The 25,682-nt window shown below is 75.7% G+C and carries 25 protein-coding genes and 1 riboswitch; of the genes, 12 read left to right on the plus strand and 13 right to left on the minus strand.

Annotation, left to right across the window (positions count from 1 at the left end; all coding sequences use genetic code 11):
• Nucleotide 1: 1 nt before the first annotated feature.
• The 8 genes from KPL60_RS16040 to KPL60_RS33810 all read right to left on the minus strand — a co-directional run bounded on the left by KPL60_RS16040 (nt 2) and on the right by KPL60_RS33810 (nt 8,803).
• Entirely contained in the window at nt 2–1,645 is a 1,644-nt protein-coding gene (locus KPL60_RS16040) for an ABC transporter substrate-binding protein (RefSeq protein ID WP_226357935.1), read from the minus strand.
• Nucleotides 1,642–2,835, minus strand: a complete 1,194-nt coding sequence (locus tag KPL60_RS16045; protein ID WP_226366330.1) for an acyl-CoA dehydrogenase family protein — start codon at nt 2,833–2,835, stop codon at nt 1,642–1,644. The genes KPL60_RS16040 and KPL60_RS16045 overlap by 4 nt, the downstream gene beginning before the upstream one ends.
• Nucleotides 2,832–4,061 carry an LLM class flavin-dependent oxidoreductase gene (locus tag KPL60_RS16050; protein ID WP_226366331.1) on the minus strand — a complete coding sequence of 410 codons (1,230 nt, stop codon included), beginning with the start codon at nt 4,059–4,061 and terminating at the stop codon, nt 2,832–2,834. Before KPL60_RS16050 ends, KPL60_RS16045 begins: the two co-directional genes overlap by 4 nt.
• A 135-nt stretch (nt 4,062–4,196) precedes the next feature.
• Nucleotides 4,197–5,564, minus strand: a complete 1,368-nt coding sequence (locus KPL60_RS16055) for an FAD-binding oxidoreductase (RefSeq protein ID WP_226357938.1) — start codon at nt 5,562–5,564, stop codon at nt 4,197–4,199.
• Nucleotides 5,565–5,713: 149 nt separating this feature from the next.
• Nucleotides 5,714–5,857 (minus strand): hypothetical protein, encoded by a 144-nt coding sequence (locus KPL60_RS16060; RefSeq protein ID WP_226357939.1) that lies wholly within the window; start codon nt 5,855–5,857, stop codon nt 5,714–5,716.
• A gap of 125 nt (nt 5,858–5,982) precedes the next feature.
• Nucleotides 5,983–7,803: a rhodanese-like domain-containing protein gene (locus KPL60_RS34705; protein ID WP_308016765.1), complete on the minus strand. Its 1,821-nt coding sequence runs from the start codon at nt 7,801–7,803 to the stop codon at nt 5,983–5,985.
• Entirely contained in the window at nt 7,800–8,564 is a 765-nt protein-coding gene (locus KPL60_RS16075; protein ID WP_226366332.1) for an alpha/beta hydrolase, read from the minus strand. Before KPL60_RS16075 ends, KPL60_RS34705 begins: the two co-directional genes overlap by 4 nt.
• 107 nt (nt 8,565–8,671) lie before the next feature.
• Nucleotides 8,672–8,803, minus strand: a complete 132-nt coding sequence (locus KPL60_RS33810; protein WP_255655962.1) for a hypothetical protein — start codon at nt 8,801–8,803, stop codon at nt 8,672–8,674.
• 96 nt (nt 8,804–8,899) lie between these two features.
• Between KPL60_RS33810 and KPL60_RS16080 the strand changes: the two genes are divergently transcribed.
• Entirely contained in the window at nt 8,900–9,775 is an 876-nt protein-coding gene (locus KPL60_RS16080) for a LysR substrate-binding domain-containing protein (protein ID WP_226357941.1), read from the plus strand.
• Nucleotides 9,776–9,786: 11 nt separating this feature from the next.
• Here the strand turns inward: KPL60_RS16080 and KPL60_RS16085 are convergent, their stop codons facing one another.
• The 4 genes from KPL60_RS16085 to KPL60_RS16100 form a co-directional block, all read right to left on the minus strand.
• Nucleotides 9,787–10,260, minus strand: a complete 474-nt coding sequence (locus tag KPL60_RS16085; RefSeq protein ID WP_226357942.1) for a GNAT family N-acetyltransferase — start codon at nt 10,258–10,260, stop codon at nt 9,787–9,789.
• Between the two features lie 210 nt (nt 10,261–10,470).
• Nucleotides 10,471–10,578, minus strand: a riboswitch (SAM riboswitch).
• A 142-nt stretch (nt 10,579–10,720) separates the two neighbouring features.
• The gene (locus KPL60_RS16090) at nt 10,721–11,542 is read right to left on the minus strand and encodes an ABC transporter ATP-binding protein (protein WP_226357943.1); all 822 of its coding nucleotides are present in this window, start codon (nt 11,540–11,542) and stop codon (nt 10,721–10,723) included.
• Nucleotides 11,523–12,563: an ABC transporter substrate-binding protein gene (locus tag KPL60_RS16095; protein ID WP_226366333.1), complete on the minus strand. Its 1,041-nt coding sequence runs from the start codon at nt 12,561–12,563 to the stop codon at nt 11,523–11,525. Before KPL60_RS16095 ends, KPL60_RS16090 begins: the two co-directional genes overlap by 20 nt.
• Nucleotides 12,560–13,411 carry an ABC transporter permease gene (locus tag KPL60_RS16100; protein WP_226366334.1) on the minus strand — a complete coding sequence of 284 codons (852 nt, stop codon included), beginning with the start codon at nt 13,409–13,411 and terminating at the stop codon, nt 12,560–12,562. Before KPL60_RS16100 ends, KPL60_RS16095 begins: the two co-directional genes overlap by 4 nt.
• Nucleotides 13,412–14,116: 705 nt before the next feature.
• On the opposite strand from KPL60_RS16100, the gene KPL60_RS16105 reads away from it, so the two are divergent.
• Nucleotides 14,117–14,602 carry an OsmC family protein gene (locus KPL60_RS16105; RefSeq protein WP_226357946.1) on the plus strand — a complete coding sequence of 162 codons (486 nt, stop codon included), beginning with the start codon at nt 14,117–14,119 and terminating at the stop codon, nt 14,600–14,602.
• A gap of 56 nt (nt 14,603–14,658) precedes the next feature.
• Here the strand turns inward: KPL60_RS16105 and KPL60_RS16110 are convergent, their stop codons facing one another.
• On the minus strand, nt 14,659–15,759 hold the full coding sequence (locus KPL60_RS16110; protein ID WP_226366335.1) for an LLM class flavin-dependent oxidoreductase: 1,101 nt from the start codon (nt 15,757–15,759) through the stop codon (nt 14,659–14,661).
• Between the two features lie 382 nt (nt 15,760–16,141).
• Here KPL60_RS16110 and KPL60_RS16115 point away from each other — a divergent pair, with 382 nt between their 5' ends.
• From KPL60_RS16115 to KPL60_RS16155, 10 genes are all read left to right on the plus strand, one after another.
• Complete coding sequence (locus KPL60_RS16115; protein WP_226366336.1) at nt 16,142–17,239, plus strand: LLM class flavin-dependent oxidoreductase; 1,098 nt, start codon at nt 16,142–16,144, stop codon at nt 17,237–17,239.
• Nucleotides 17,240–17,339: 100 nt separating this feature from the next.
• Nucleotides 17,340–17,453 carry a putative leader peptide gene (locus KPL60_RS35145; RefSeq protein ID WP_368858475.1) on the plus strand — a complete coding sequence of 38 codons (114 nt, stop codon included), beginning with the start codon at nt 17,340–17,342 and terminating at the stop codon, nt 17,451–17,453.
• Between the two features lie 102 nt (nt 17,454–17,555).
• Nucleotides 17,556–18,419, plus strand: coding sequence for an ABC transporter permease (locus KPL60_RS16120; protein ID WP_374203912.1), 864 nt, complete (start codon nt 17,556–17,558; stop codon nt 18,417–18,419).
• Nucleotides 18,416–19,129 carry an ABC transporter ATP-binding protein gene (locus KPL60_RS16125; protein WP_226357949.1) on the plus strand — a complete coding sequence of 238 codons (714 nt, stop codon included), beginning with the start codon at nt 18,416–18,418 and terminating at the stop codon, nt 19,127–19,129. The genes KPL60_RS16120 and KPL60_RS16125 overlap by 4 nt, the downstream gene beginning before the upstream one ends.
• Complete coding sequence (locus KPL60_RS16130) at nt 19,119–20,246, plus strand: ABC transporter substrate-binding protein (protein ID WP_226357950.1); 1,128 nt, start codon at nt 19,119–19,121, stop codon at nt 20,244–20,246. Before KPL60_RS16125 ends, KPL60_RS16130 begins: the two co-directional genes overlap by 11 nt.
• The gene (locus tag KPL60_RS16135) at nt 20,243–21,346 is read left to right on the plus strand and encodes an LLM class flavin-dependent oxidoreductase (protein WP_226357951.1); all 1,104 of its coding nucleotides are present in this window, start codon (nt 20,243–20,245) and stop codon (nt 21,344–21,346) included. Before KPL60_RS16130 ends, KPL60_RS16135 begins: the two co-directional genes overlap by 4 nt.
• Nucleotides 21,347–21,714: 368 nt before the next feature.
• A complete protein-coding gene (locus KPL60_RS16140) occupies nt 21,715–22,611 on the plus strand; it encodes a MetQ/NlpA family ABC transporter substrate-binding protein (RefSeq protein WP_226366337.1) in 897 nt (298 codons plus the stop codon).
• Nucleotides 22,611–23,654 (plus strand): methionine ABC transporter ATP-binding protein, encoded by a 1,044-nt coding sequence (locus tag KPL60_RS16145; RefSeq protein ID WP_226366338.1) that lies wholly within the window; start codon nt 22,611–22,613, stop codon nt 23,652–23,654. Before KPL60_RS16140 ends, KPL60_RS16145 begins: the two co-directional genes overlap by 1 nt.
• Nucleotides 23,651–24,313, plus strand: coding sequence for a methionine ABC transporter permease (locus tag KPL60_RS16150; protein WP_226357954.1), 663 nt, complete (start codon nt 23,651–23,653; stop codon nt 24,311–24,313). Before KPL60_RS16145 ends, KPL60_RS16150 begins: the two co-directional genes overlap by 4 nt.
• A gap of 22 nt (nt 24,314–24,335) precedes the next feature.
• Nucleotides 24,336–25,679, plus strand: a complete 1,344-nt coding sequence (locus KPL60_RS16155; protein WP_226366339.1) for an NtaA/DmoA family FMN-dependent monooxygenase — start codon at nt 24,336–24,338, stop codon at nt 25,677–25,679.
• Nucleotides 25,680–25,682: the final 3 nt, after the last annotated feature.

The raw sequence follows: 25,682 nt of genomic DNA on the forward strand, positions 1-25,682 counted from the left end.
GTCAGTCCTGCAGCCAGGCGGTGTAGTAGTTGGCGTAGGCGACGCCGTTGTAGGTCACGCCCTGCACCCGCGGGGACTGCGCGTAGATGCGCTGCACGATCTGGGTGACCGGTACGAAGTAGCCCTGGTCGAGGACGTGGGCCTGCAGCTCGTCGAGGAGCTTGTCGCGCGCGGCGGGGTCCTTCGCCCCGGCGATGCCGTCGGCGAGCCGGTCGAGCTCCTGGTCGCTGCGGCCGAGGCCGAACCAGTTCTCGCCCTTGTTCGCGTCGGTGAGCACGCCGGAGACGGTGCCGGCGTCGATGAAGCTGCGGGTGACCTCGTAGGCGGGCACCGTGGGACTCCCGACGACGACCTTCTGGGTGTAGTTGACGACGTCGAGCGCCTGGATCGGTGCCTCGATCCCGACCTTGCGCAGCTGCTGGGCGATCAGCTCGTCGATCGCCCGGGAGGTGGCGAGGTAGGGGTTCGGGTGCAGGGTGACCGAGAGCCGCTTCCCGTCCTTGACGCGGATCCCGTCGGGACCGGCGACCCAGCTGGCCTGGTCGAGCAGCGTGGCGGCCTTCGCCGCGTCGAAGGCGAACGACGACGAGTGGTCGGTGGCGCCGGGGACGTTGCTCTGGATGAACGACTCGGCCTTCTGCCAGTCCGGGGTGTAGACGGTCGCGATGATCTCGTCGCGGTCGATGGCGTGCTGCACGGCCTGCCGGACGCGGACGTCGTCGAACGGGGCCACCGTCGTGTTCAGCGCGAAGCCGTTGACGAAACCGAGGTAGCGCGGGGTGGCGGTGGTCAGTCCCTGCGCCTTGAGGGTCTCCAGCTCCTTGGGCGAGGGGTTGTAGGCGACGTCGGCCTGTCCGGACTGTACCGAGGAGGTGCGGACCTGCTGCTCGGAGACGACCTTGTAGGTCAGCGAGTCGATCCGGGCCGGGCCCTGGTGGTCCAGCGCGGCGGGCGCCCAGTCGTAGTCGGGGCGCTTGCGGAGCACGACGTTGTCGTCGTCCTTCCAGGACTCGACGACGTAGGGGCCGGAGCCGACGTCCCGGGACAGGTCGGCCTGCTGCGCGGCAGGCAGTGCGAGCGTCTTCGGCGAGATCAGGATCGAGCCGTGGTAGCCCAGGGTCGGGATGAAGCCCAGGGTCGGCGAGCGGAAGGTGACCTGCACCGTCGTGGGGTCGACCGCGCGGGCCGCCTGGTAGGTCTTCGGGAACAGCCCGATCGGCTTGATGCCGTCGTCGGGGCGGCCCTTGGCCCAGATGTCGAGGTTCGCGACGACCGCGGCGGCGTCGACCGGGGACCCGTCGGAGAAGGTGACGCCGGGGCGCAGCTTCAGGGTGAACCGGGTGGCGTCGGCGTTCTGCTGCCAGCTCTGCGCGACCCAGGGCGACACGGCGCCCTTCTCGTCGACGTAGACGAGCTTGTCGGTGACATGGCCCCAGACGTGCCCCTGGAAGCTGGAGATCGAGCTGTTGTTCGGGATCCAGGTGTCGCCGAGGGAGTCGATGAGGAAGGTCAGGTCGCCGCCGTCGGTGGGGGCGCCGGCGGCGGTGTTCTGCACCGCTCCGGTGCCGCAGGCCGATGCGAGGACGGCGGCGGCGAGGACACCGGCGGCGGCACGGAGCACGGACCGGCGGGAGGGGGTGGTCATCGGGGGTTCTCTTCCTGCGGGGTGGGGCGGGACAGGAGGCGGCGGCCGGCGTCGAGGAACGCGGCGTCCGCCTGCGGCGGGTGGACCCGCACGCAGAGCACGTCCCGCAGGTGCCGTTCGAACGGCAGGTGTCGGGTGAGCGCGGGGTTGCCCAGCGCGGCGACGGCGGTCTCGACCGCTGTGATCGCCGAGCGGGCGATCTGCACCTTCAGCAGCGACAGCTGCGGCAGGTGAGAGGTGTCTCCGGCATCGACGCGGAGCAGGGCGCCGAACAGCAGCGTCTCGGCCTGCGCGACGTGGGCGTCGATCTCACCGGCGACGGTGCGGATGCGGTCGGTCTCGGCGATCGGGCGCCCGAGTGCCGTGGGGACCCGTTCGCGGGCGTAGCGGACGAACGCGGCCCGGGCGGCGCGGGCGACACCGACGTAGAGCGCGGGATGGCCGAGGCTCGCCGGGCCGGCGACGGCGGCCGGGTCGCGGTACACGCCGTCGTCGCCACGCGGGATCTCGACGAACGCGTCGGGCGGGAGCGCGACGTCGTCGTAGACCACGTCGTGGGTGTTGGAGGCGCGCAGCCCCAGGTGGTCCCAGGTGTCGACCCAGCTGATGCCGGGTGCGTCGGCGGGCACGAGCAGGTGCCCGACGCGGGGCTCCTCGTCGTCGGTGACCGCCCACACCACGTGGTGGGCCAGTGCGGTGCCGCCGGTGGCGTAGGCCTTGCGGCCGGACAGCGACCAGCCGTCGCCGGTGCGGCGGGCGACGGTGGCGGGCAGTCCGCCGCGGGCGGGGGCGCCCAGCTCGGGCTCGGCGCGTACCGCGTTGAGCAGGGTCGGCTCGTGCACCGAGCGGCGCAGGATCCGCGCGTAGGTGGCCTCCGGCCAGGTCGCCGCGGCGGCCTGGCCCTGGTGCACGTTCAGGGTGTTGGCGGTGATCAGGGCGACCGACGGGTCGCCCTCGCCGAGGGCGACGAGGATGCGGGCGGCGTCGAGCAGCGAGGCCCCGGGGCCGCCGTAGCGGGTCGCGACGGTGGCGGTGAGCAGCCCGGCCCGGTGCACGGCGGCGATCCCGGCCTCGGGGACCGCGCCGCTGCGGTCGTAGGTCCCGGCGGTGGCGGCGAGCTCGGCGGTCACCGCGGCGTCGGACAGGTCCGGGACCGGGAGCGCCACGGTCCGCTCGTCGAGCGCGGTCACCGGGCACCGGCCAGCGCGTCGGCGTCGAAGCCGGGGGCGAACGCGCCCGGGTGGTCGGCCTGCAGGGTGCCGCAGCGCCCGGTGGCTTCCCGGTGCGCGAGCTCCTGGCGGACGAGGGGCAGCACCCGGCGGCCGTAGTCGGCGGCGTCGGCGAGGGTGTCGTAGCCGCGGATGGACACCAGGTCGGCGCCCAGGTCGATGTAGTCGACGATCGCCGCGGCGACGGTCTCCGGGGTGCCGACCAGCGCGGTCGAGGCGCCGCCCGCGTTGGTGACGGCGGCGGTGCGCGTCCACAGAGCGCGGTCGTAGACCTCGGCGCGCGCGGCGAACTCCAGTGCCCGCTGCGAGCCGACGTTCTGCGGGGTGCCGGTGGAGCGGTGCTTGGTGGCGCCGCGGCGGAAGCTCGCGCCGATCGTGTCGGCGTAGGTGTAGGCCTTGCGCCAGGCCAGCTCGTCGGTGCGGTCGACGATCGGGCGGAACGTCACCCAGATCCGGGGACGCGGCCTGCCGGCGGCGTCGGCGATGGCGTGCACCCGGGCGATCTGGGCGCGGATGTCGGCGAGCGGCTCGCCCCAGAAGCTGAACACGTCGGCCTGCCGGCCGCCGATCTCGAACGCCTCGTCGGACTGGCCGCCGATGGAGATCGGGATGGTGTCGCCGTGGGGCGCGAAGCCGGGGCCGAAGTCGTCGAAGCGGTAGAACTCGCCGTCGTGGCCGAACGCCCCGGTCTCGGTCCAGGCGCGGCGCAGCAGCGTGATAAACTCGCTGGTGCGGGCGTAGCGGCGGTCCTTGGGCAGGTAGTCGCCCTGGCGGGCCTGCTCGGCGTCGTTGCCGCCGGAGATGAGGTGGACGACGGCGCGGCCCTCGGTCAGCTGGTCGAGCGTCGCGAGTTGCTGGGCCACCACCAGCGGGAACGCGGTGTTCGGCCGGACCGCGACGATGGGGCGCAGCCGCTCGGTGAGCTGCCCGACCGCGGAGGCCACGACGAAGGAGTCCGCGGTGTTCGAGCCGTAGGGCAGCAGCGTGTAGTCGTAGCCGGACTCCTCCAGGGTGCGCACGTAGCGCCGGAAGTAGGGCAGGTCGATGCCGCGGGTGGGCAGCGGGGCCAGCTCGGTGGAGGGGTTCAGGTGCGACAGCGAGATGAACTCGACGCGGCGTGCGGCCGTCACGGGAACGGTGTCGGAGGGGGCGGCATCGGTCGGGGCGGTCGCGGGCGTGTCGGGCACGGGTGTCTCCTCGGTGCGGGTACGGGCGGGCGGCCGGGCACGGCGGTGCGGCACGTCCGGTACGGGTGGTGCGGTAGGGGCGGCGCAGTGAGGGTGGCGCGGTGGGCCGGCGCGGAGCGCGCGGCGGCCTGCCGGTCAGAGGGCCTTGCCGGGGTTGAGCACACCGCGGGGGTCGAACACCGACCGCAGCTGCTGTTGCAGGTCGAGGAGGTCGTCGCCGAGCTCGTCGCGCAGCCAGCGGCGCTTGAGCAGGCCGACGCCGTGCTCGCCGGTGAGGGTGCCCCCGAGGCGCAGCGCGGTCGTGAACACCTCCCCGGCGACGTCCCACACCTGCTCGTCGAGGCCGCGGCCCGGCTCGAGCACGAGGATCGGGTGCAGGTTGCCGTCGGCGGCGTGCGCCATCGTCGCGATCCGGATCCCGCTGCGGGCCGAGATCGCGGCGACCGCGGTGACCGCCTCGGCGAGCCGGGACCGCGGCACGGCGACGTCCTCGACCAGGACCCGGCCCAGCCGTTCCAGGGCGGGCAGCGCGGCGCGCCGGGTGGCGAGCAGGGTCCGCGCCCCGACGTCGTCGGTGGCGATGTCGACCCGCGACGCGAGCGGCTCGACCACGGCGCGCACCGCGTCGATCTCGACCGAGGCGCCGAACCCGTCGGTCTGGACCAGCAGGAACGCCGTGCCGTGCGACGCGGCACCGCCGGCCGCGGCGACCGCGTCCAGGCAGGCCGTGTCGAGCAGCTCGGCGACGGCGGGCTGCAGCCGGGCCGCGGTGATCGCCGCGGCCGCGGCGGCGGCGCCGGCCACGTCGTCGAACCAGGCGGCCAGGGTCGCGGTCGCGACCGGGACCGGTCGCAGCCGGACGGTCGCGCCGACGACCACCCCGAGGGTTCCCTCGGACCCGACGAACAGCCCGGTCAGGTCGTAGCCGGCGACGCCCTTGACGGTGCGCCGCCCGGTCGCGACCCGGCGGCCGTCGGCGAGGACGACGTCCAGGCCGAGCACGGCCTCGCGGGTGACGCCGTACTTGGCACAGCGCAGCCCGCCCGCGTTGGTGGCGATGTTCCCGCCGATCGTGGAGATCGCCGCGCTCGCCGGGTCCGGGGCGTAGCGCAGGCCGTGCGCGGCGGCCGCGGCGTCCAGGTCGGCGGTGAGCACCCCGGCCTCGACGACGGCGAGCTCGTCGACCGGGGAGATCTCCAGGATGCGGTCGAGCCCGCTCACGTCGAGCACGACACTGCCGGCTCCGGCGACCGCTCCCCCGGACAGTCCCGTCCCGGCCCCGCGGACGACGACCGGGGTGCCGGTGGCGTGGGCGTGGGAGAGCAGCTCGGTGACGTCGTCGACCGAGCGGGCGACGACGACGGCGTCCGGGACCGAGCCGGGGTCGAACCCCGAGCGGTCGAGCCGGGCGGCGGCGCGGACGGCCGGGTCGGTGCTCCAGCCCGGCAGGGCGGACGGGTCGGTACGGGAACGGGTCACGGTGCTGGTCGCACGGCTGGGCACAGGAGGTCTGCTTCCGGTTCGGCACCCCGCCGTCGGGAGGGCGGCACGGCGGGGCGGACCCGCCGTGGGCGGCGGGCCGGGAGGGCTGCGTGCCCGGGGGCACGCGGGGACCGGAGGAGAGACCCGGGGGCGGCGCTGCGGGCCGGGTCTCAGCAGGCCCGACAGCCTGCGGAGAAGACGGTGCCGTGGTCGATCACGCGGCGCCGGGTGAACCCGGTCGGCGCGGGCACCGGGCACGACCGGGCCGGACGGCGGCGCGGCGCCGCGGGTCCGGTCGAGATCGTCGTGTCCACACCGAGGAGTGAATCCCGGACCAGCGGTCCGGGTCCAGCGACGATTCGGGATCGGTTCCGATCACGCAGCGCGATCGGTGAGGGCACGGACCCCCGTCCGGGGTCGGCGGGCGTACCGGTACCGGTCACGGCTCGGCCCCGGTGGCGACCGGGCGCGTCGGGTCGTTCGACCACGCCGACCAGGACCCGGGGTAGAGCGCGGCCGGCACCCCCGCGGCGGCGAGCGCGGCGACCTGGTGGGCCGCGGTCACCCCGGACCCGCAGTAGACACCCACCGGCCGGTCGAGGGCGCCGAGGGCGGCGAAGCGGGCACGCAGGGCCGCGGGGTCGCGGAAGCGGCCGTCGGTGTCGAGGTTGTCCGCGGTGGGGGCGTTCACCGCGCCCGGGACGTGCCCGGCACGAGGGTCGACCGGTTCGGTCTCGCCGCGGTAGCGCTCCCCCGCGCGGGCGTCGAGGAGCAGCCCGTCCCGGGCCAGTGCGGCAGCGGAGTCGGCGTCGAGGACCGGCAGCGCGCCGCCGGTGAGCACGACGTCACCCGGCTCGGGGTCGGGCACCTCGCCGGACTCGACGCGCTGCCCGGCTGCGGTCCAGGCGGCCAGGCCGCCGTCGAGCAGCCGGACGTCGTCGTGCCCGGCCCAGCGCAGCAGCCACCACGCGCGCCCGGCGGCGAGACCGCCGGTGGCGTCGTACACGACGACCGGGCGGTCGGCCCGCACGCCCCAGCGCCGGGCCGCGGCCTGCAGGGAGGCGACGTCGGGCAGCGGGTGGCGCCCGTCGCGCGGATCGTCGGAGTGGGCGGCGAGCTCGGTGTCGAGCGGCACGTGGACCGCGCCGGGCAGGTGTCCCGCACGATGGTGCTCGCGCCCGTGCGGGTCGCCGAGCGCCCAGCGGACGTCCAGCAGCACCGGCGGGGTGTCCCCCGCCAGCTCGGCGGCCAGCGAGCGGGCGTCGACCAGCACCGACACCGCGGGCAGGGTCGCTGTCAGGTCGGCGTCGTCGAGGTCGTGCACCCCGGACCCGTCGGCGACGGCGCGGCGCAGCCGGTCCGCGACCGCCGCGTTGCGCGGCGCCGTGGTCCCGTGCAACCCGGCGAGCAGCACGATCTCACCGTTGAGGAAGTCGGTCTCCGGGCTCGCCCCGCGGCGCAGGCTCTGCCAGGTGGACCGCCCGCCACCGGCGGCGACACCGGGGACGGGGTGCACGGCCGGCGAGCCCAGATCCAGGGTGGACTCGACCCGCGGGTCGGCCGGGTCGACCCCGGCCGCCCGGTACACCTCGTGGGCCTCGGCGCGCAGCGCGGCCGCGGCCCGCTCGCGCAGCGGCGACGGCGGGTACAGCGCGTCGAGGGCGTTGCCCAGCACCACCGGGAGCTTGCCCGCCTTCCAGCGGGGCACGTCGTCGACGACCTGGGTGGGGTGGCGGGCCGCGGTCAGGTCGGCGGCGATCTCCCCGGCGCGCGCGTCGCGGCCCGCGGGGAACCGACCGAGCCACACCAGCCCGGCCGCGGGTGCCCCGGGCGACACGACCTCGCCGGGGGTGACGTAGGTGGTCGGCGACCACACGACGGCGCCGTAGACGGTCGCGAAGCGGCGCAGCGCCGCCCGTTCGGTGTCCAGGCCGTTCTGCAGTACGACGACCGGCAGCGCCGCCGCGGCGGTGCGACCGGCCACCGGGCGCGCGGCCCAGGTGGCCAGAGCCGCGTCGGCATCCTGGGCCTTCGTCGCCAGCAGCAGCACGTCCTCGGGGCGCAGCGCCACCTCGTCCTGCGCGGCGGCAGGCACCGCGACCCGCTGCTCCCCCTCCGGACGCAGGTAGCGCAGGCCACCGCGGAGCGCGTCGAGGTGCGCACCGCGGGCGACGAGCACGACCTCCCGCCCGGCGAGGTGCAACTCGGCGGCGAGCGTGGCGCCGACCGCGCCGGCTCCGACGACGACGTAGCGGGTCACCGCGGCACCGCCGGGACCTCGACGCGGGCCAGCCGCGACCCGGCGCGCAGCCGCTCCAGGAACAGCACCGCGGTGGCGGCGGCGGTGCGGTGGGTGGCGTCGTTGAGGGCGTCGTGCGCCCCGCCGGCGACGCCGACCAGCTCCCCGGCCGGGAGGGCCGCGTAGAAGTCGCGGACCGTGGCGAGCGGGCTGACCGCGTCGTCGGCGCCGTGCAGGCCGAGCACCGGCACCCCGATCGCGGAGGGACGGGCCCGCTCGACCCAGCCGACGGGCAGCGGGCCGGTCAGTGTGCCGCGACGGACGGTGTCGTCGGCATCGAGGCGGCCGCGGTGGGTCGGGCAGGACGTGCGCAGTGCGAGCTCCTCGGCCCAGTCCGGTGCGCCGGGCGCGGCGCGCAGGGGGAGCCCGGCCAGCACCAGTCCGTCGATGCCCGCGCCGCCGTCGGCGACCAGCCCGGCCGCGAACAGCGCACCGGTGTCGGAGCCCACCAGCACTCGCGGTGGCGGCCCGGCCTCGCCCGGCTCCTCGGACGGGGTGCGGTCGAGTAGCGAACGGATCTGCCCGGCGGCGCGGGCGGCGTCGACGGTGGGGTCGCTGACGGCCCACACGCGGTAGCCGTCGGCGGCGATCCGCCTGCCGAACCGCTCGTAGACCGCGGCGTGCTCGCCGCGGCCCGGGACGACGACGACGGTGCCGCGCGGGCGGATGCCCTCGGGCTCGGTCCAGGAGGCGAGGACCGGGGTCGTGCCGACTGCAGTCATGGGGAACTCATCTCTTTCTCGGGGGACGCCGGGATGCGCCGCTCGGCGCGGGAACCGGCGGAGGGCGGACGGAGCCGCACGGGTACGGGCCGCGGTGGACCCGTGGTTCAGCGGGCCGGACAGGCCGCGGAGCAGACCGTGCCGTGGTCGACGACCCGGCGACGCGTGAGCCCGGCCGCCCGGCGCGCGACGGCGGCCGGCACGTGCCGGCCGGGGGTCACGGGGCGCGGGCGGGTCATGCCCACCATCAGAGACGGTCGCGGGCGCCCGGTCCAACGACGAAAGCGCATCACAACCGATCGCGATCCGCGATCGTTCTCGGTAGCCTCGGGCCCGTGCCCGCCGTCCTCGACATCACCGCGCTGCGGAGCATCGTCGCCGTCGCCGACCAGGGCGGGTTCCACCGCGCGGCGCAGGCCCTGATGCTGTCGCAGTCCGCGGTCAGCCAGCACGTGCGGCGCCTGGAGAAGGCCGTCGGCCGCCCGCTGGTCCGCAAGGACGGCCGGGTCAGCCGGTTCACCGCGGAGGGCGAGGCGCTGCTCGGCGAGGCCCGCCGGATCCTGGCCGCCCACGACGACGCGCTGCGCCGCCTCGGTGTCGGCGACACCCGTGAGTCGCTGGTGCTTGGCTCCACCGAGCACGCCGCGGACGAGCTGCTGCCCCGTGTCATGGAGCGGCTGCAGGACGTGTTCCCGGGGACCGCGGTGCGTTTCCGGCTGGACCGCTCCAGCCGGCTCAACGACGCCGTGGACCGCGGGACGCTGGACCTCGCGATGTACATCGGCGACGTGGTCGACGGGCCCGGTGTCGCCGCCGGGGCGATCCCGCTGACCTGGTACGCGGCGCCGGGCTGGCGGCGCCCCGCGGACGGCCCCGTCCCACTGGTCGTGATCGACTCGCCGTGCACCATCCGTCGCCGCGCCCTGCAGACGCTGTCGGCCGCCGGGATGGCCGCGACCGTCGTCGGGGAGGCCGCCTACCTGGCCGGCGTGCTCAACGCGGTGCGCGGCGGGCTCGGCGTCGCGCTCGTCGCCGGGCTCGGCGACGCACCCGAGGGGCTCGAGCCGTGCGCGGATCTGCCGGGAGCCCCGTCCGAGCCGCTGCACCTGCGGGCCCGGGCGGGCGCCGACCCCCGCCTGGTCGAGACCGCCGCGGCCGCGCTGGCCGCGGTGCTCTCGCCGGCCGGGGACCATCCGCCCCCGGCCGGCTGAGGACCGGTCGGTCACGCGAACCGGCCGTGCAGGTACTTCTCGAACGGGCGGCGCCGGACCCGGCCCGCGGGCAGCGCGCGGTCGTAGAGCGCCGTGTACCCGGCGGCCAGGCACAGGTCACCGACCTCGGGCCGGCGCGGCCCGGCCGTCAGGTAGACGCGGCGGTAGCCGCGGGCGGCGACGGCGTCCTCCAGCTCGACCAGCACCCGGCGGCCCAGGCCGCGGCGCCGGTGCGACGCGGCGGTCCAGATCCGGGTCAGCTCGGCGGTGTCGGAGTCCCGCCGGCGGAACGTGCCCCCGGCGACGGGGTCGCCGCCGTCGAGCAGCAGCACCACCGGCCCCGACGGGGCGGCGGGGGCCGCGCCGTCGCCGTCGGGGCGGGTGCCGGGCCCGGTGGGCAGCGGGCGGACGAGCGGGTCGGTGTGCTCGACCCACCGGACCTCCAGTGCGGAGGCGGTGGGCGGGACGAGATGCGGTGCGGTCACGGTCGGGACCTCTCGGGTGCGGGCGCTGCCCTCGGGCAGGCGGGGACCGGCCGTCCACGTCGGGGGGGCGGTCCGGTGCGGGGCACGGGTGGAGAGGTCAGCGACAGAGCGCGGCGCCGGTGCGGCACAGGTCGACGTGGCGGCGCCGGACCCAGCGCAGCCGGATCCGGGCCCGCTGCCCGGAGTCGGGCCGGGGCGTCGCGTGGCGGTGGGCCATCGGGGTCTCCCATCGGACCCGGCGGTAGCACCCTGCCCCGGTGACGGGGCGGGTTGCTGCGGCGTCGACGAGCCGGGACTCTCGACCGCTCTGGATGGACTGCGACAACTGGAACCGATGTACCGATCGGGTGTCAACCCCCACGGCCCCGGGCCGGGGGCCCGGGGCCGCGGACGGGCCGGGACGGGCCGTCCGCTCGTGGGGAGCGCGGGCGGACGGCCCGTCGACGACGTGCGGCCGGGATCAGGCGGCGGCCTCCTTCACCGCGGCCCCGACCCGGGCCCGCAGCTCGGCGAACTCCGGGGAGCCGCGCAGCGCCTCGGCGTCCACACCGGACCGCGGCAGGTCGATCCGCAGGTCCAGCGCGATCCGGCCGGGGCGGGCGGTGAGCACCACGACGCGGGAGCCGAGGAACACCGCCTCGTCGGCGGAGTGGGTGACGAACACGCTCGTCCGGCCGGTCTCGTGGCTGACCCGGCGCACGTCGTCCTGCAGGCGTTCGCGGGTGAGCGCGTCGAGCGCGCCGAACGGCTCGTCGAGCAGCAGCAGGTCCCGGTCGGCGGCGAGCGCCCGGGCGATGGCGACCCGCTGCTGCTGGCCCCCGGAGATCTCCCAGATCCGCCGGTCCGCGACGCCGGTGAGCCCGACCCGCTCCAGCAGCCCGTCGCGGGCGACGGCCCGGTCGGACGGCGCGACGCCGGCGTACTTCAGCGCGAGGTCGACGTTGCCGCCGACGGTGCGCCACGGGAACAGCCGCGGCTGCTGGAACACCACGCCCGCGCCGACGCCCGGCTCGGGCGCCCGCCCGGCGACGGCGAGGGTGCCGTCGGTGGGCCGCTCGAACCCGGCGACCAGCCGCAGCAGCGTCGACTTGCCACAGCCCGACGCCCCGACCAGCACCAGGAACTCGCCGGGCCGCACGGTCAGGTCGAGCGGGCCGAGTGCCTGCACCCGTTCCCGGCGGCCCGGGTAGGAGTGGCCGAGCCCGGCCGCCGCGATCGCGGGTGTCCCGGCGCCGGTCCGCGCACCGGTGTCGGTGTCGGTGTCAGCCTGCGGCGAGGACATTCGGGAGCCCCTTCGTGTAGGTCGCCTTCTGGAAGGTCGCGAGGTCCGGCGCGGCGGGGATCTGCTTCTGCCCGGCGAGGAACTGCGCGGCGCTCTGCAGGTTCTGGGCGAGGTTGCCCGGGGCGCCGTCGGTGCCCAGCCACTCGGCAGAGGTCAGCTGCTGCGGGGACAGGAACACGCCCTGCTTCAGCTGGGCCGCGGCCTCCTCGGGGGTGGCGCCGATCTCGGCGGCGACGGCCTGCGCCGCGGCCCGCGGGTCGGTGCGCACGGTCTCCAGGGCGCGGGCCTCCACCTTGCGCCAGGCATCGACGACCTCGGGGTGCTGCTGCGCGAACGGCGTCGACACCACGCCCAGGTCGAGGGTCGGCTTGCCCGCGGTGGCCAGCTCGCGGCTGGTCACCAGCGTCCGACCGGTCTTGCGCAGCTCGTCGAGGGTCGGCAGCCAGGTGTAGACGGCGTCGACGTCGCCCCGCTCCCACGCGGCCAGCGCGGCCTGCGGCTGCAGGTCGACCAGCTGCACGTCGGCGGGCGCGAGGCCGGCCCGCTCCAGGGCGGCGAGCAGGCTGTAGTGCGAGGTCGAGGCGAACGCGGTGGCGATCCGCTTGCCGCGCAGCCCGGCCACGTCGGTCACGCCGGTGGCGTTGCGGGCGACGAGCGCCTCGTTGTCGCCGGCGACGTCGAGCACGAACGCGACCTGGTAGGGGATGTTCAGCGGGGCGGACAGGCCGCGGGCGACCGGGCTCGACCCGATCGCGCCGAAGTCGAGCTCACCGGCGACGAACGCGGTGTTGATGTCGGCGCCGGAGTCGAACTTCGTCCACTGCACGTTCCAATCCGGCAGCGCGTCCTCCAGCCACCGGTTGTGCTTGGCGACCAGGTCACCGCTGGGGAAGCTCTGGTAGGCGATCCGGATCGTCGGCTTGCCGGAGTCCTGCCCGGCGGGACCGACGGCGCAGCCCGCGAGGACGGTCAGTGCCAGCAGGCCCACGAACAGCGAGGTCAGTCGGGTGCGGATGGTCATGCTCGTCCCCTCCACGGAACGGTGCGGCGCTCGACGGCGCGCAGCAGCGCGTCGATCACCAGGCCGGAGATGCCGATCGCGAAGATGCCCACGAGCACGACCGGGGTGTTGTTGTAGTTGCTGGCGTCCTTGACCATCCCGCCGATGCCGGGGATGCCGTTGAACAGCTCGGCCGCGACGACCGAGGAGTAGGCGATGCCGACGGCCAGCCGGATGCCGGTGAAGGTCTCCGGCAGCGCCGAGGGGACGATCACGTCCCGCACGACCTGGCCGCGGGTGGCGCCGAGCGCGCGGGCGGCCTCGACCAGCCCCAGCGGGGCGGCGGCGACCGCGGCGGTGGTGGCGACGGCGGCGGGCGGGAACGCGGCGAGCGCCAGCAGGGTGACCTTCGGGGCCTCGTCGATGCCCAACCAGATCACCAGCAGGAAGAAGTACGCCAGCGGCGGCAGCGCACGCAGGAACGTCAGCCACGGCTCGAGCACCCGGCGGACCCAGCCGACCGTGCCCATGAGCAGGCCGACCAGCACACCGGCGACCACACCGAGGACGACACCGGCCAGCACCCGGCGCAGGGTCATGTACAGGTGCTCCCACAGCAGGTAACCGCCGTAGCCGCGGGTGCCGTCGTGGGTGGTCGAGACCTCCACGAACGCGCGCCACACCGTCGAGGGGTACGGCACGAAGGTCTCGTTCCAGACCCCGCTCGCCGCGGCGACCTGCCAGACGGCGAGGAACACCAGCACCGACAGGAGTGGCAGAGCCGCCGTGCGGGGGTCGAACCGCAGGCGGCGTGGGGACGGGGGTGCGGCGCGGGCCGCCCCGGACGGGGTGTCGGTGGACGCGGACACGGTGGACCTCTCGGCGGGCACGGGGCGCGGACCGGCACCGGGGTGGTCGGGCCGGTGCGTCCGCGCGCGGACGGCGTGCCGGGCGGGCCGCGGGTGCGGCCGTCGGGCACGGGTGCGCGGACGAGGGCTCCGTCGTCGGAGGGCTCGCCGGTCACGAGTCGGATGCGGGTCGCCCCCGCCCGGGGCCCACGGGAGCGGGGGCCGGGCGTCCGGCACGGCCGGGCGGGGCGGGCACGGTCAGCGGCGGCCGACCGTGCACAGGGGACACCGGCCGGACGTCGTCCGCCCCGTCGCCCCCTGCTGCACGATGCAAGAGGTACCGGACGGACGGTGCCCGGACAAGGACGCACCCGCTGTCACGAACACCACCCACCGGCTCCGTAACACCGGGCGCCCGGACGCGCCCTCCCGACCGGTGGGACGGGGCCGCCGCTGTCCGGACCGTGGCCGGCGTGGGCCCACCAGCTGGACGGCGAGGCGGGCGTTCCTTGCCGCCACCGGCACCGGTCGGACACGATCGATCCCGTGACCGGAACCGCGCGCCTCGTCGCGCGCCTGCACGTGGACCTGGGGCGTACCCGGTCCGCGCTCTGTCGCTGACCCGTTCACCCCCTCGACCCGCGCCCCACCGTGCCCCGTCCCGCGGCGGTGCCGGTCGGCTGCGCGCCCGTTCCCACCGCACCGAACTCGTCCGGGAGGACACCCATGACCGCAGTCCGTCCGAAGCAGACCGTCGTTCCGTTCGTCGTGCACTCCGAGGGCACCGGGGTCTTCCAGACCCTGCGCCCCGAGGGCGACGCCGGGCACGTCTTCACCGCCGACGCCTACCCGGCCTTCGGCGGCGCCGACTCCGCGCCCAGCCCGCTGTTCTTCGCGCTCGGCGCCCTGACTTCGTGCAACCAGGTGACGGCGAGCCTGGTCGCGAAGGACCTGGGCGTCCGGCTGGGCCACTGGACGTTCGAGGTGCGCGGTGACCTCGACACCGCCGTGCTCGTCGGCGGCGCCGAGGGCAACGCGAACTTCGACCGGGTGCAGGTGCGGGCCACCGTCGAGACCGACGCGACGGCCGAGCAGTTCGAGCGGCTCGTCTCGGAGACCGCGCGGCGCTGCCCGGTCACCCAGCTGTTCGAGCGCAGCGGGCTGGAGTTCGTCAACGACTGGACCCCGGCCGCGCTGCCCGACGCCGGCTGAACCGGCGCGGCCCCGGCCCGGCCCCGGCCCGTACGACACCCGGGGCCGGGGCGGGGTCAGGCCGCGACGACGAACCCGGCCGCGCGGCCGGCGTCGGCGGGGCCCCACAGCGTAGTCGACACCTCGCGGCGCACCCGTGGCACCACCTCGGTCGCGAACCGGGTCAGCACCTCGTGCTGGCGCGCGTAGGGCAGCACCGGGTTGATCGACACCGACTGGACGTCGTGGCCGTAGGCGGCGTGGTAGTCCAGGATCTTCGCCGCGACCCGCTCCGGGCTCCCGACCAGCGCCGGGCCGTGCGCCACCGCCTCCTCGACGGTCGCGAACGAGGTGGCCTTGCCGGGGCGGTCGTCGCCGGCGTGCGCGGCGCGCATCTTCGCCGCGAACCCCTCGTAGACCGGGCGGTACTCGGCGATCGCCTCGGCGTCGGTGTCGGCGAGGAACAGCCCGCCCGAGCCGGAGCCGACGTAGCCCGACGCCGGGTCGTGGCCGTGCTCGGCGAGCTTCTCGCGGTAACGGTCGATGAGGACCTTGTAGTTCTCCCGGGGCTGCAGCGCGTTCGCGGAGAAGATCGGGTCGCCCCAGCGGGCGGCGAGGTCGACGGCGGTGGTCGAGGTCGCCGAGCCGTGCCAGATCCGGAACGGGCCCGCGAACGGCCGCGGGAACGTCGTCACCCCGGCCAGGTCGGCGTGGTGGGTGCCCGACCAGTCCACCCCCTCCTCACGCAGCAGGCGGCGCAGCAGCTCGTAGTTCTCGGCGAGGTACTCGTACTGGCGACCCAGCTCGAGCCCGAACATCGGGAAGTGCCGGTCCTCGTTGCCCTTGCCGATCACGATCTCCAGCCGGCCGCCGGAGAGCTGGTCGACCGTCGCGTAGTCCTCGGCGACGCGGACCGGGTCGAGCAGCGACAGCACCGTCACCCCGGTCGAGAGCAGGATCCGGGAGGTGGCCTGGGCGATCGCGCCGAGCAGCACGGTGGGCGACGACGAGACGAACTCGCCGGCGTGCCGCTCGCCGACGGCATAGGAGTCGAACCCCAGCCGCTCGGCGAGCACCGCGGTGTCCACCACCCGGCGCAGCCGCTCGTGGGTGTCGACGATCTCGCCGGTCACCGGGTGCGGGGCGTGCGGAACGATGTCGAGAACCTGGAACCTCATGGGAAGCACCGCCTCACGCGCGGGTGCACCGCACGCGTCGTCGCCGGAGGTGCCGGGTGGGGCCGGGCGCCGGCGGAGCGCGGGTGCGCCGGGGGCGTCGCGGCCGGACCGGGCCGCCGCGCGGGCCCGGTGACGGGCGGCGCGGCGGGGCGGCCGGCACGGGGACCGACGGTAGCAAGCCGTGCCGGGGTTGCGCCCCCGTCGTGGGCGGGGCGACGATCGGGGGGCGACCGGCGTCGCCCGGGCCGGACCTGCCCGCGGCGCACCGCCCGAGCCCGCACCCCGCTCCGCCCCGCGTCCCGCGCCGGGCCCGCCGGGGACGGACACCGTCGCCCGGCCCGGTCGTCGCCACCGCCCCGGGCACGTCCGGAGGTGTGCCGCCGTGCCCGTTCCCCTGTCCGTCCTCGACCTCTCCCCGGTACCGGCCGGCTCGACCGTCACCGACGCCCTGCGCGACACCCTCGACCTGGCCCGCTCCGCCGAACGGGCCGGCTACGCCCGGTTCTGGCTCGCCGAGCACCACCTCAACCCGGGCGTCGCGGGGGCCTCGCCCGCCGTGCTGATGGGCGCCGTCGCCGCCGCGACCTCGACGATCCGGGTCGGCTCCGGAGCCGTGCAGACCGGGCACCGGACCCCGCTGTCGGTGGTGGAGGACTTCGGGACCCTCGACGGTCTGCACCCGGGCCGGATCGACCTCTGCCTGGGCCGCTCCGGCGGGTCCCGGCTCCCGTCCCGCGAACCGGACGGGCGCGGCGACCGGGTCGTCGACGGTGTGCTGATCCCCGCCCCGGTGTCGCTCGCCGCGATCGCGTCCTCCCCCCGGTTCCGCGCCCAGGCGGCGGCGCTGCGCCAGCCCGGGGCCCAGGTGCCCCCGTACGAGGAGTTCCTCGACGCTGTCGACGGGCTGCTCACCGGCACCTGGACACCGGGCGGGGTGGAAGTCCGCGCCGTCCCCGGCGAAGGTGCCGCCCTGCAGACCTGGGTGCTCGGGTCCAGCGGCGGGGAGAGTGCCGTCCTCGCCGGGCGCCGCGGGCTGCCGTTCGCGGCGAACTACCACGTCAGCCCCGCGACCGTGCTCGACGCCGTGGCCGCCTACCGGCACGCGTTCCGGCCGTCGGAGCGGCTGGACCGCCCGCACGTGATGGTGTCGGCCGACGTCGTCGTGGGCCCCGACGACGCGCACGCCGCCAGGATCGCGGCGGGCTTCGGCCCGTGGGTGCACAGCATCCGCACCGGGGCGGGCGCCATCCCCTACCCCCGCCCCGAGGACGCCGACGGGTTCCCCGCCGACCCGGACCTGGTGACCGACCGGATCGCGACACGCCTGGTCGGCGGCCCGGCCACGGTCGCCGACGGCCTGGAGCGGCTGCGCGCCGTCACCGGGGCCGACGAGCTGCTGCTGACCACCATCACCCACCGGCACGCCGACCGGGTCGCGTCCCAGGAACTGCTGGCCGACGAATGGGCCCGCCGCGGCTGAGCTCCCACCCCGCGGGAGCCGGTCCGCACACCCCTGGTCACCCGTCCCGCAGGACGGACGTCGTTTGGTCAGGGTACGGACGCCGTGGTCACCTGGACGCATGAGCACCGGTCGGCGCACCCCGTCACGCACGGTCGCCGTCGGTCCGGGCCGCGACCTCACCCGCCGCCGCCACGTGGATCTGCTCCGCCTCGCCGGCTGCACCTGTCGCTGACCGCGGCCGCCGCGCCGCCCCCGCCCGTGCCGCGGGCCGCCCGACCGGGGCCGCCGCGGCGTGCGCCCACCCCTGTCACGACCACGAGTCCCGGGAGCCCCCGTGTCCACGACTTGGACCTCCGCACCGGCCGACGCCGTCACGCCACCCGCCACCCCGTCACCACCCGGGCCCGCGGGCACCGCCCGCAGGCTCCGTCGCCGACCGGACCTGCGCCGCTGGATCTCCCCCGTCGCCCTGATCCTGCTGTGGCAGCTCGCGTCGTCGACCGGGCTGCTCGCCGAGGACGAGCTCGCCTCCCCGCTGCGGGTGGTGACCGCCGCCGTCGACCTCACCCGCAGCGGGGAGCTGCCCGAGGGGCTGTTGGTCTCGCTCGCCCGGGTCGCGACCGGACTGGTACTCGGCCTGGTCGTCGGGGTCGGTCTCGGCGTGGTCTCGGGGCTCTCGAACTGGGGCGGGCTGCTCGTGGACCCGCCGGTGCAGATGCTGCGCACGCTGCCGCACCTCGGCCTGGTGCCGCTGTTCATCCTGTGGTTCGGCATCGGGGAGCTGCCGAAGGTGCTGCTCGTCGCGCTCGGGGTGCTGTTCCCGATGTACCTCAACGTGCACGCCGGGGTCCGGGGCGTCGACCCGAAGCTGATCGAGGCGACCGCGGTGTCGGGGTTCACCCGGGCCGAACGACTGCGCCACGTCGTGCTGCCCGGCGCGATGCCGTCCACCCTCACCGGCCTGCGGCTGGCGCTGGGGATCGCCTGGCTGTCGATCATCGTCGCGGAGACGACCTCGGCCGACGCCGGCCTCGGCTACATGATCATGAATGCCCGGGAGTTCCTCCGTACCGACGTCATCGTCGTCGGGCTGGCGGTGTACGCGCTGCTCGGACTCGGCACCGACGCCCTGGTGCGCCGGCTGGAACGCCGCGTCCTGGCCTGGCGCCCGGCCGGCCCGGCGGGGGCCGACCGGTGAGCGCCCGCGTGCACGACCTGGTCCGCGAGTTCGACGGCCGCCGGGTCCTCGACCGGCTCGACCTCACCATCGGCGACGGCGAGTTCGTCGCCCTGCTCGGCCGCTCCGGGTCCGGCAAGTCGACGCTGCTGCGGCTGCTCGCCGGGCTCGACGACGCCTCCGACACCGGGGTCTCGGGCACGGTCGAGGTCCCCGGCTCGGTCGCGGTCGCGTTCCAGGAGCCGCGGCTGCTGCCCTGGCGCACGGTCCGCGACAACGTCGCGCTCGGCCTGCACCGCGATCTGGGCGGCGACACCCCCGCCGGGGTCGCCGACGCCGCGCTCGCCGAGGTCGGGCTGAGCGCCCGCTCCGACGCGTGGCCGCTGACCCTGTCCGGCGGCGAGGCCCAGCGGGCGTCGCTGGCCCGGGCCCTGGTCCGCGAGCCCGACCTGCTGCTGCTCGACGAGCCGTTCGGCGCGCTGGACGCGCTGACCCGCATCACCATGCACCGGCTCGTCCTCGACCTGTGGCGCCGGCACCGCCCCGGCGTGCTGCTCGTGACCCACGACGTCGACGAGGCGCTGCTGCTCGCCGACCGGGTGCTGGTGCTGGCCGACGGTCGGATCGGCGACGAGCACCGCCCCGGCGAGCGTCCCCGCGACCCGGAGCGGCTCGCGGCGCTGCGCCGCACCGTGCTCGACGAACTGGGGGTGGCATCGGATGCGGCGTGAGCGTCGCCGGCGCACCCCGCCCGCGGTCCCCGCGCCCTCCGCGGCGGGTGCGGCGCCCCCCTCCGGGGTGCGGCGCCGGGCCGCCGCGCTGGTCGTCGCGGTCGCGGCGCTGGTGCTCGCCGGTTGCTCGTCGGTGCCGGTGTCGCGGCCGCCGGTCCAGCCGCCGGTCGACCCGGCCGCGCTGGCCGGGGTGACCCTCGTCGTCGGGGACCAGAAGGGCGGGTCCCGGTCGCTGCTGCGCGCCGCCGAGCTCCTCGACGACGTGCCCTACCGCATCGAGTGGCGCACCTTCACCGCCGGTCCCCCGCTGATCGAGGCGGCCCGGGCCGGGGCGATCGACGTCGGCGGCACGGGCAACACCCCGGCGATCTTCGCGGCCGCCGCTCGGGCCCGGGTGCAGGTCGTGTCGGCCAACCGCGGCAACGTCACCAGCGACGCGATCCTGGTGCGCCGCGACTCCCCCGTCCGCACGGTCGCCGACCTGCGCGGGCTGCGCATCGCCGTCGGCAAGGGAACCTCGGCGCACGGGCAGCTGCTGTCCACGCTGCGCGCCGCCGGGATGTCCCTCGACGACGTCGACCTCACCTTCCTCGCCCCGGCCGATGCCTACGGCGCGTTCCGCCAGGGCGACGTCGATGCCTGGGCCGTCTGGGACCCCTACACCTCCCAGGCCGAGCTCGACGGCGGCGCCCGGATCGTCGCCGACGGCACCGGCACCGCGAACGGCTACGGCTTCCAGGTCGCGTCCAACGCCACCCTGGCCGACCCGGCGCGCAGCGCTGCGCTGGCCGACTTCCTGGCCCGGCTCGCGGCCGCGCAGGTCTACTCCGACATCCACCGCGAACAGCGCGCCCGGGTCTGGAGCGAGGAGACGACCATCCCGCTGCCGATCACCCGACGCGCCGTCGCGCGCGGCCCGGACCTGCCGATCCCGCTCGACGACACCGTCGTCGCCTCCCAGCAGACGCTCGCCGACGCGTTCTCCGAGGCCGGGGTCGTCCCGGGCCGGGCCGACATCGGCGCGTCCGTCGACCGCCGCTACGAGGCGACCACCCTGGCCGCCGCCCGGGACGGCATCCCGGGCACCCCCACCGACCGACGGACGGGAGCACGATGAGCATCGTCCCGCACTGGTTCCTGCCCACCTCCGGCGACGGCCGCACCATCGTCGCCCGCCGGCACGCCGACCGCGGCGAGGCCGGGACGACGGCCCGCGAGGCGGACATCGGCTACCTCGCCCAGATCGCTCGGGCCGCCGAGGCCCAGGGCTTCCACGGCGTCCTCACCCCGACCGGCACGTTCTGCGAGGACGCCTGGCTGACCACGGCCGCGCTGCTGCGCGAGACCCGCACGCTGCGCTACCTCGTCGCGTTCCGGCCGGGCGTGCTCTCCCCGACCCTCGCCGCCCAGATGGCCGCGACCTACCAGCGCGTCTCCGGCGGCCGGCTGATGCTCAACATCGTCACCGGCGGCGACGCCGTCGAGCAGCGCCGCTTCGGCGACCACGCCTCCCACGACGAACGCTACGCCCGCACCGACGAGTTCCTCACCGTGCTGCGCGGCGCCTGGGGCCCCGAACCGTTCGACTTCACCGGCGCCCACTACGACGTCGACGGCGCCACCACCCTCGCCCCGCCCGACCCGCTGCCGCCGGTCTACTTCGGGGGCTCCTCCGACGCCGCGCTACCGGTCGCCGCCCGGCACGCCGACGTCTACCTGACCTGGGGCGAGCCCCCCGCGGCCGTCGCCGAGAAGATCGGGCGGGTCCACAAGCTCGCCGACGATCTCGGCCGCACCCCACGCTTCGGCATCCGGCTGCACGTGATCACCCGCGACACCGCCGACGAGGCGTGGGCCGAGGCCGCCCGGCTGCTCGACGCGCTCGACCCGGCCGAGATCGAGCGGGCCCAGGCGACGCTGCGGTCCAGCCAGTCGGTCGGGCAGCAGCGGATGCTCGCGCTGCACGGGGGCTCGGCCGACGCGCTGACGATCGCGCCGAACCTGTGGGCCGGGGTGGGTCTGGTCCGCGGCGGCGCGGGGACCGCGCTGGTCGGGTCGCACACCGAGGTGGCCGACCGGATCGCCGAGTACCACGAGCTGGGGATCGACGAGTTCGTCCTGTCGGGCTACCCGCACCTGGAGGAGGCCTACCGGGTCGGCGAGGGCGTGCTCCCCGAGCTGCGCCGCCGCGGCCTGCTGGCCGAGCCACCGCGCTGACCTGCCGTACCGGTCCCGTGGCGCCCGGTCCGCCGGCGTCGGGCGCGGCACGCCCCGTCGGTTATTCCTGTTCGTGAGCTTCGTCGCGGATGATCCGTTCGGACGGTTCGTCCCCGGTAGGTTCATCGGTCGTGCCGACCGCCCCGTCGCGGCCGGTCGCACTTACCCGGTGCGGCCCGGTCCGGCGGCCCGGTCTCCCCCGGCGTCGTCCCCGGAGCCCTCGCTCCCGCCCTGCGTCGCCTACGGCGCCGCACCGCGGCGTCACCCCGGGGCGCCGCTGTACGCGGTGCCCGGCACGCCTCCGACGCACCGCTGCGCCGGCCCCCGGACGCGACCCGTCCCGGAGTCGGCGCCGAGAGGAACCCCCGATGCGCCTGCCACGCGTACTGTCCCTGCTGGTCCCCGCCGTCGCGCTCGCCGTACTGGCGGCCGGCTGCGCCGCCCCCGGCGAGTCGTCGTCGGGCGGCGGGGAGAACGGGTCCCGCACCGTCCGCATCGGCGTCTCCGACGGCGCCGAGCCCTACTGGAACGTGTTCAAGGACAAGGCCACCGCAGAGGGCATCACCGTCGAGCTGGTCAACTTCACCGACTACAACCAGCCCAACCCGGCGCTCGCCCAGGGCCAGCTGGACCTCAACCAGTTCCAGCACCTCCAGTACCTGGCCAACTACAACGTGCAGAACGACGACACCCTGGTCCCGATCGGCGCGACGGCGGTGTACCCGCTGCCGCTGTACTCCACGAAGCACGCCGACCTCGCGCAGATCCCGCAGGGCGGGCAGGTCGTCATCCCGAACGACGCCGTGAACCAGGCCCGCGCGCTGAACGTCCTGCAGTCCGCCGGGCTGCTGCGGCTCACCGACGGCGGCACGACGACCTCCACCCCGGCCGACATCGACGCGGCCGCGTCGAAGGTCCGGGTCACCCCGGTCGACGCGGCGCAGACCGCGGCGAACCTGACGAGCGCCGACGCCGCGATCGTCAACAACAACTACGCGCAGTCGGCGAACCTGACCCCGGACCAGGTCGTCTACTCCGAGGACCCGGACTCGGAGAAGGCGAAGCCCTACATCAACCTGTTCGTCGCCCGCGCCGACCAGAAGGACGACCCGGCCTACGCGACGCTGGTGCGGATCTACCACGACCCGCAGGTCCTCGACGCCGCCCGCCGGGACCTCGGCGACGGCGGCGTGTTCCGGGACAACTCCCCGGCCGACCTGCAGCAGACCCTGGCCGGCATCGAGCAGCAGCTGCGGTCCCGCTGATGGCGGCGCCGGTGATCTCGTTCTCGGGCGCGACCCGCACCTTCGCCGCCCGGCGGGGCCCGGGCGTCACCGCCGTCGACGACGTCGACCTCGACATCGCCGAGGGCGGGATCACCGGGGTCATCGGCTGGTCCGGCGCGGGCAAGTCGACGCTCGTCCGGATGATCAACGCCCTGGAGCTGCCGACCGCGGGCACCGTGACGGTGAGCGGGCGGGTCACCTCGGAGCTGTCCGAGCGCGGCCTGGCCGAGCTGCGCGGCGAGGTCGGCATGATCTTCCAGCAGTTCGCGCTGATGAACTCCCGCACCGTCGCCGGCAACGTCGGCTACCCGCTCGCCGTCGCGGGCCGCTCCCGCGAGCAGCGCCGGGCCCGGGTCGCGGAGCTGCTGGAGTTCGTCGGCCTCTCCGAGCTCGCCGGCCGCTACCCGGCCCGGCTGTCGGGCGGGCAGAAGCAGCGGGTCGGGATCGCCCGGGCGCTCGCGACGTCGCCGTCGATCCTGCTCGCCGACGAGGCGACCAGCGCGCTGGACCCGGAGACGACCAGGGAGGTGCTCGCCCTGCTGCGCCGGGTCAACCGCGAGCTGGGCACCACCGTCGTCGTGATCACCCACGAGATGGAGGTCGTCGCCGAGATCTGCGACCGGGTCGTGGTCATGGAACGGGGGAAGGTGATCGAGGACGGCGACGTGTACGACGTGTTCGCCGCCCCGTCGCACCCGGCGACCCGGCGGTTCGTGCACGGCGTGCTGCAGGACGTCCCGTCCGAGGAGACCCTCGACCGGCTGCGGGCGCGCCACCCCGGCCGGCTGGTGACCGTCGCGGTCGGCGGGCCCGGCTCCGGGGCCGCCGACGCCCAGGACGCGATCGCCCGGGTACCCGCCGCCCACGGGGTCCGCGCCACGGTGGTGCACGGCGGCATCCGGGAGCTCTCCGAGCGCCCGGTGGGCAGCCTGACCCTGGAACTGACCGGTGCCGACGCGGCCGTGCAGGCCTGCGTCGACGAGCTGTCCCGGGCGACCCGGGTGACGGAGCGGACCGCATGACGAACGACTGGGCGACCCTGCAGCCGGTGCTGTGGCTGTCGGTGCTCCAGACCGCCTACATGGTGTTCTGGACGATGCTGCTGGCGGGCGCGCTCGGGCTGCTGCTCGGTCTCGCGCTGCACACCACCCGACCCGGCGGCCTGTACGCGCACCGCGTCGTGTTCGGCGTGCTGAACGTGCTGGTCAACATCGTGCGGCCGATCCCGTTCATCATCTTCATCACCGCGGTCGGCCCGCTGACGCTGATCGTGATGGGCACGACCATCGGCACCCGGTCGGTGCTGTTCCCGATGGTCGCGATGGCGACGTTCTTCATCGGGCGCATCGTCGAGCAGAACCTGGTGTCGGTGGACCCGGCCGTCGTCGAGGCGGCCAGGGCGATGGGCGCGAGCCGGTTCCGGATCGTGTGGAGCGTGCTGGTGCCCGAGGCGCTGGCGCCGCTGGTGCTCGGCTACACCTTCGTCTTCGTCGCGGTGGTCGACATGTCGGCGATGGCCGGCTACGTCGGCGGCGGCGGCCTGGGCGACTTCGCGATCTCCTACGGCTACCAGCAGTTCGACTGGCCGGTGACGCTGCTGACCGTCGCGATCATCGTGGTCGTCGTGCAGTGCGCGCAGCTGCTCGGGAACACCCTGGCCCGGAGGGTGTTGCACCGGTAGGAGCCACGTCGGGAGGACACGCATGCCACGCAAGCAGATCCACCTCGCCGCCCATTTCCCGGGCGTCAACAACACGACGGTGTGGAGTGACCCGGCGTCCGGCAGCCACATCGACTTCTCCTCGTTCGCGCACTTCGCGCGGACCGCGGAGCGGGCGAGGTTCGACTTCCTGTTCCTCGCCGAGGGGCTGCGCCTGCGCGAGCACCGCGGCGAGATCTACGACCTGGACGTGATGGGCCGCCCGGACACGTTCACGGTCCTGTCCGCGCTGGCCGCGGTCACCGACCGGCTCGGCCTGGCCGGGACGATCAACTCCACCTTCACCGAGCCCTACGACGTCGCCCGCCAGTTCGCCTCGCTCGACCACCTGTCCGGCGGCCGGGCGGCCTGGAACGTGGTGACCTCGTGGGACGCGTTCACCGGCGAGAACTTCCGCCGCGGTGGCTTCCTCCCGAAGGAGAAGCGCTACTCCCGGGCCAAGGAGCAGCTGGCCGCGACCGCCGCGATCTGGGACTCGCGCACCGGCCCCGACGACCGCGGGGAGTTCGCGTACACCTCCGACCAGTTCGACGTGCACGGCCGCTTCTCGCTGCCGCGCAGCCCGCAGGGCCGCCCGGTGATCCTGCAGGCGGGTGACTCGGAGGAGGGGCGCGAGTTCGCCGCCGCGTCGGCCGACGCGATCTTCTCCCGGCACGCCGAGCCGGAGGCCGGACGCGCGTTCCTCGCCGACGTGAAGGGCCGCCTCGCCCGCTACGGCCGGGCGTGGGACGACCTGAAGATCCTGCCCGCCGCGACGTACGTACTGGGCGACACCGACGCCGAGGCCGCCGAGCTCGCCGAGGTGATCCGCTCCCAGCAGGTCAGCCCGCAGACCGCGATCGTGTTCGCCGAGCAGCTGTGGAACACCGACCTGTCCGGGCGCGACCCGGACGGTCCGCTGCCGGAGTTCGACCCGGTCGAGGGCGAGCTCGTGTCGAAGGGCCGCGCCAGCGTGCGCCAGTACCGGGACCCGAAGGCCGTCGCCGACCAGTGGCGCGCCCTCGCCGCGGAGAAGAACCTGTCGCTGCGCGAGACGGTGATCGAGGTGACCGGGCGGCACACCTTCGTCGGGAGCCCGCGGACGGTCGCCGACGCGATCGACGACGCCGTGCAGTCCGACGCCGCGGACGGCTACGTGCTGGTCCCGCACGTCACCCCGGGCGGGCTCGACGAGTTCGCCGACCGGGTCGTGCCGCTGCTGCAGGAGCGCGGGTCGTTCCGCACCGAGTACGCCGGGACGACGCTGCGCGAGCACCTCGGGCTCCCGGCCGTCCGCTCGACGACCGACCCGACCGAGGCGGCGACAGCGGCGCCCTCCGCGACCTGACCG

It is taken from the genome of Pseudonocardia sp. ICBG162 (assembly GCF_020496225.1).
Lineage (GTDB): Bacteria > Actinomycetota > Actinomycetes > Mycobacteriales > Pseudonocardiaceae > Pseudonocardia > Pseudonocardia alni.

Coding starts and splice junctions, on each gene's coding strand:
- KPL60_RS16075 (WP_226366332.1), bottom strand. CDS start 8,564: ATGACTGCAGTCGGCACGACCCCGGTCCTCGCCTCCTGGACCGAGCCC.
- KPL60_RS16150 (WP_226357954.1), top strand. CDS start 23,651: ATGACGAACGACTGGGCGACCCTGCAGCCGGTGCTGTGGCTGTCGGTG.
- KPL60_RS33810 (WP_255655962.1), bottom strand. CDS start 8,803: ATGACCCGCCCGCGCCCCGTGACCCCCGGCCGGCACGTGCCGGCCGCC.
- KPL60_RS16140 (WP_226366337.1), top strand. CDS start 21,715: ATGCGCCTGCCACGCGTACTGTCCCTGCTGGTCCCCGCCGTCGCGCTC.
- KPL60_RS16130 (WP_226357950.1), top strand. CDS start 19,119: ATGCGGCGTGAGCGTCGCCGGCGCACCCCGCCCGCGGTCCCCGCGCCC.
- KPL60_RS16040 (WP_226357935.1), bottom strand. CDS start 1,645: ATGACCACCCCCTCCCGCCGGTCCGTGCTCCGTGCCGCCGCCGGTGTC.
- KPL60_RS35145 (WP_368858475.1), top strand. CDS start 17,340: ATGAGCACCGGTCGGCGCACCCCGTCACGCACGGTCGCCGTCGGTCCG.
- KPL60_RS16135 (WP_226357951.1), top strand. CDS start 20,243: ATGAGCATCGTCCCGCACTGGTTCCTGCCCACCTCCGGCGACGGCCGC.
- KPL60_RS16105 (WP_226357946.1), top strand. CDS start 14,117: ATGACCGCAGTCCGTCCGAAGCAGACCGTCGTTCCGTTCGTCGTGCAC.
- KPL60_RS16095 (WP_226366333.1), bottom strand. CDS start 12,563: ATGACCATCCGCACCCGACTGACCTCGCTGTTCGTGGGCCTGCTGGCA.
- KPL60_RS16155 (WP_226366339.1), top strand. CDS start 24,336: ATGCCACGCAAGCAGATCCACCTCGCCGCCCATTTCCCGGGCGTCAAC.
- KPL60_RS16090 (WP_226357943.1), bottom strand. CDS start 11,542: ATGTCCTCGCCGCAGGCTGACACCGACACCGACACCGGTGCGCGGACC.
- KPL60_RS16110 (WP_226366335.1), bottom strand. CDS start 15,759: ATGAGGTTCCAGGTTCTCGACATCGTTCCGCACGCCCCGCACCCGGTG.
- KPL60_RS16145 (WP_226366338.1), top strand. CDS start 22,611: ATGGCGGCGCCGGTGATCTCGTTCTCGGGCGCGACCCGCACCTTCGCC.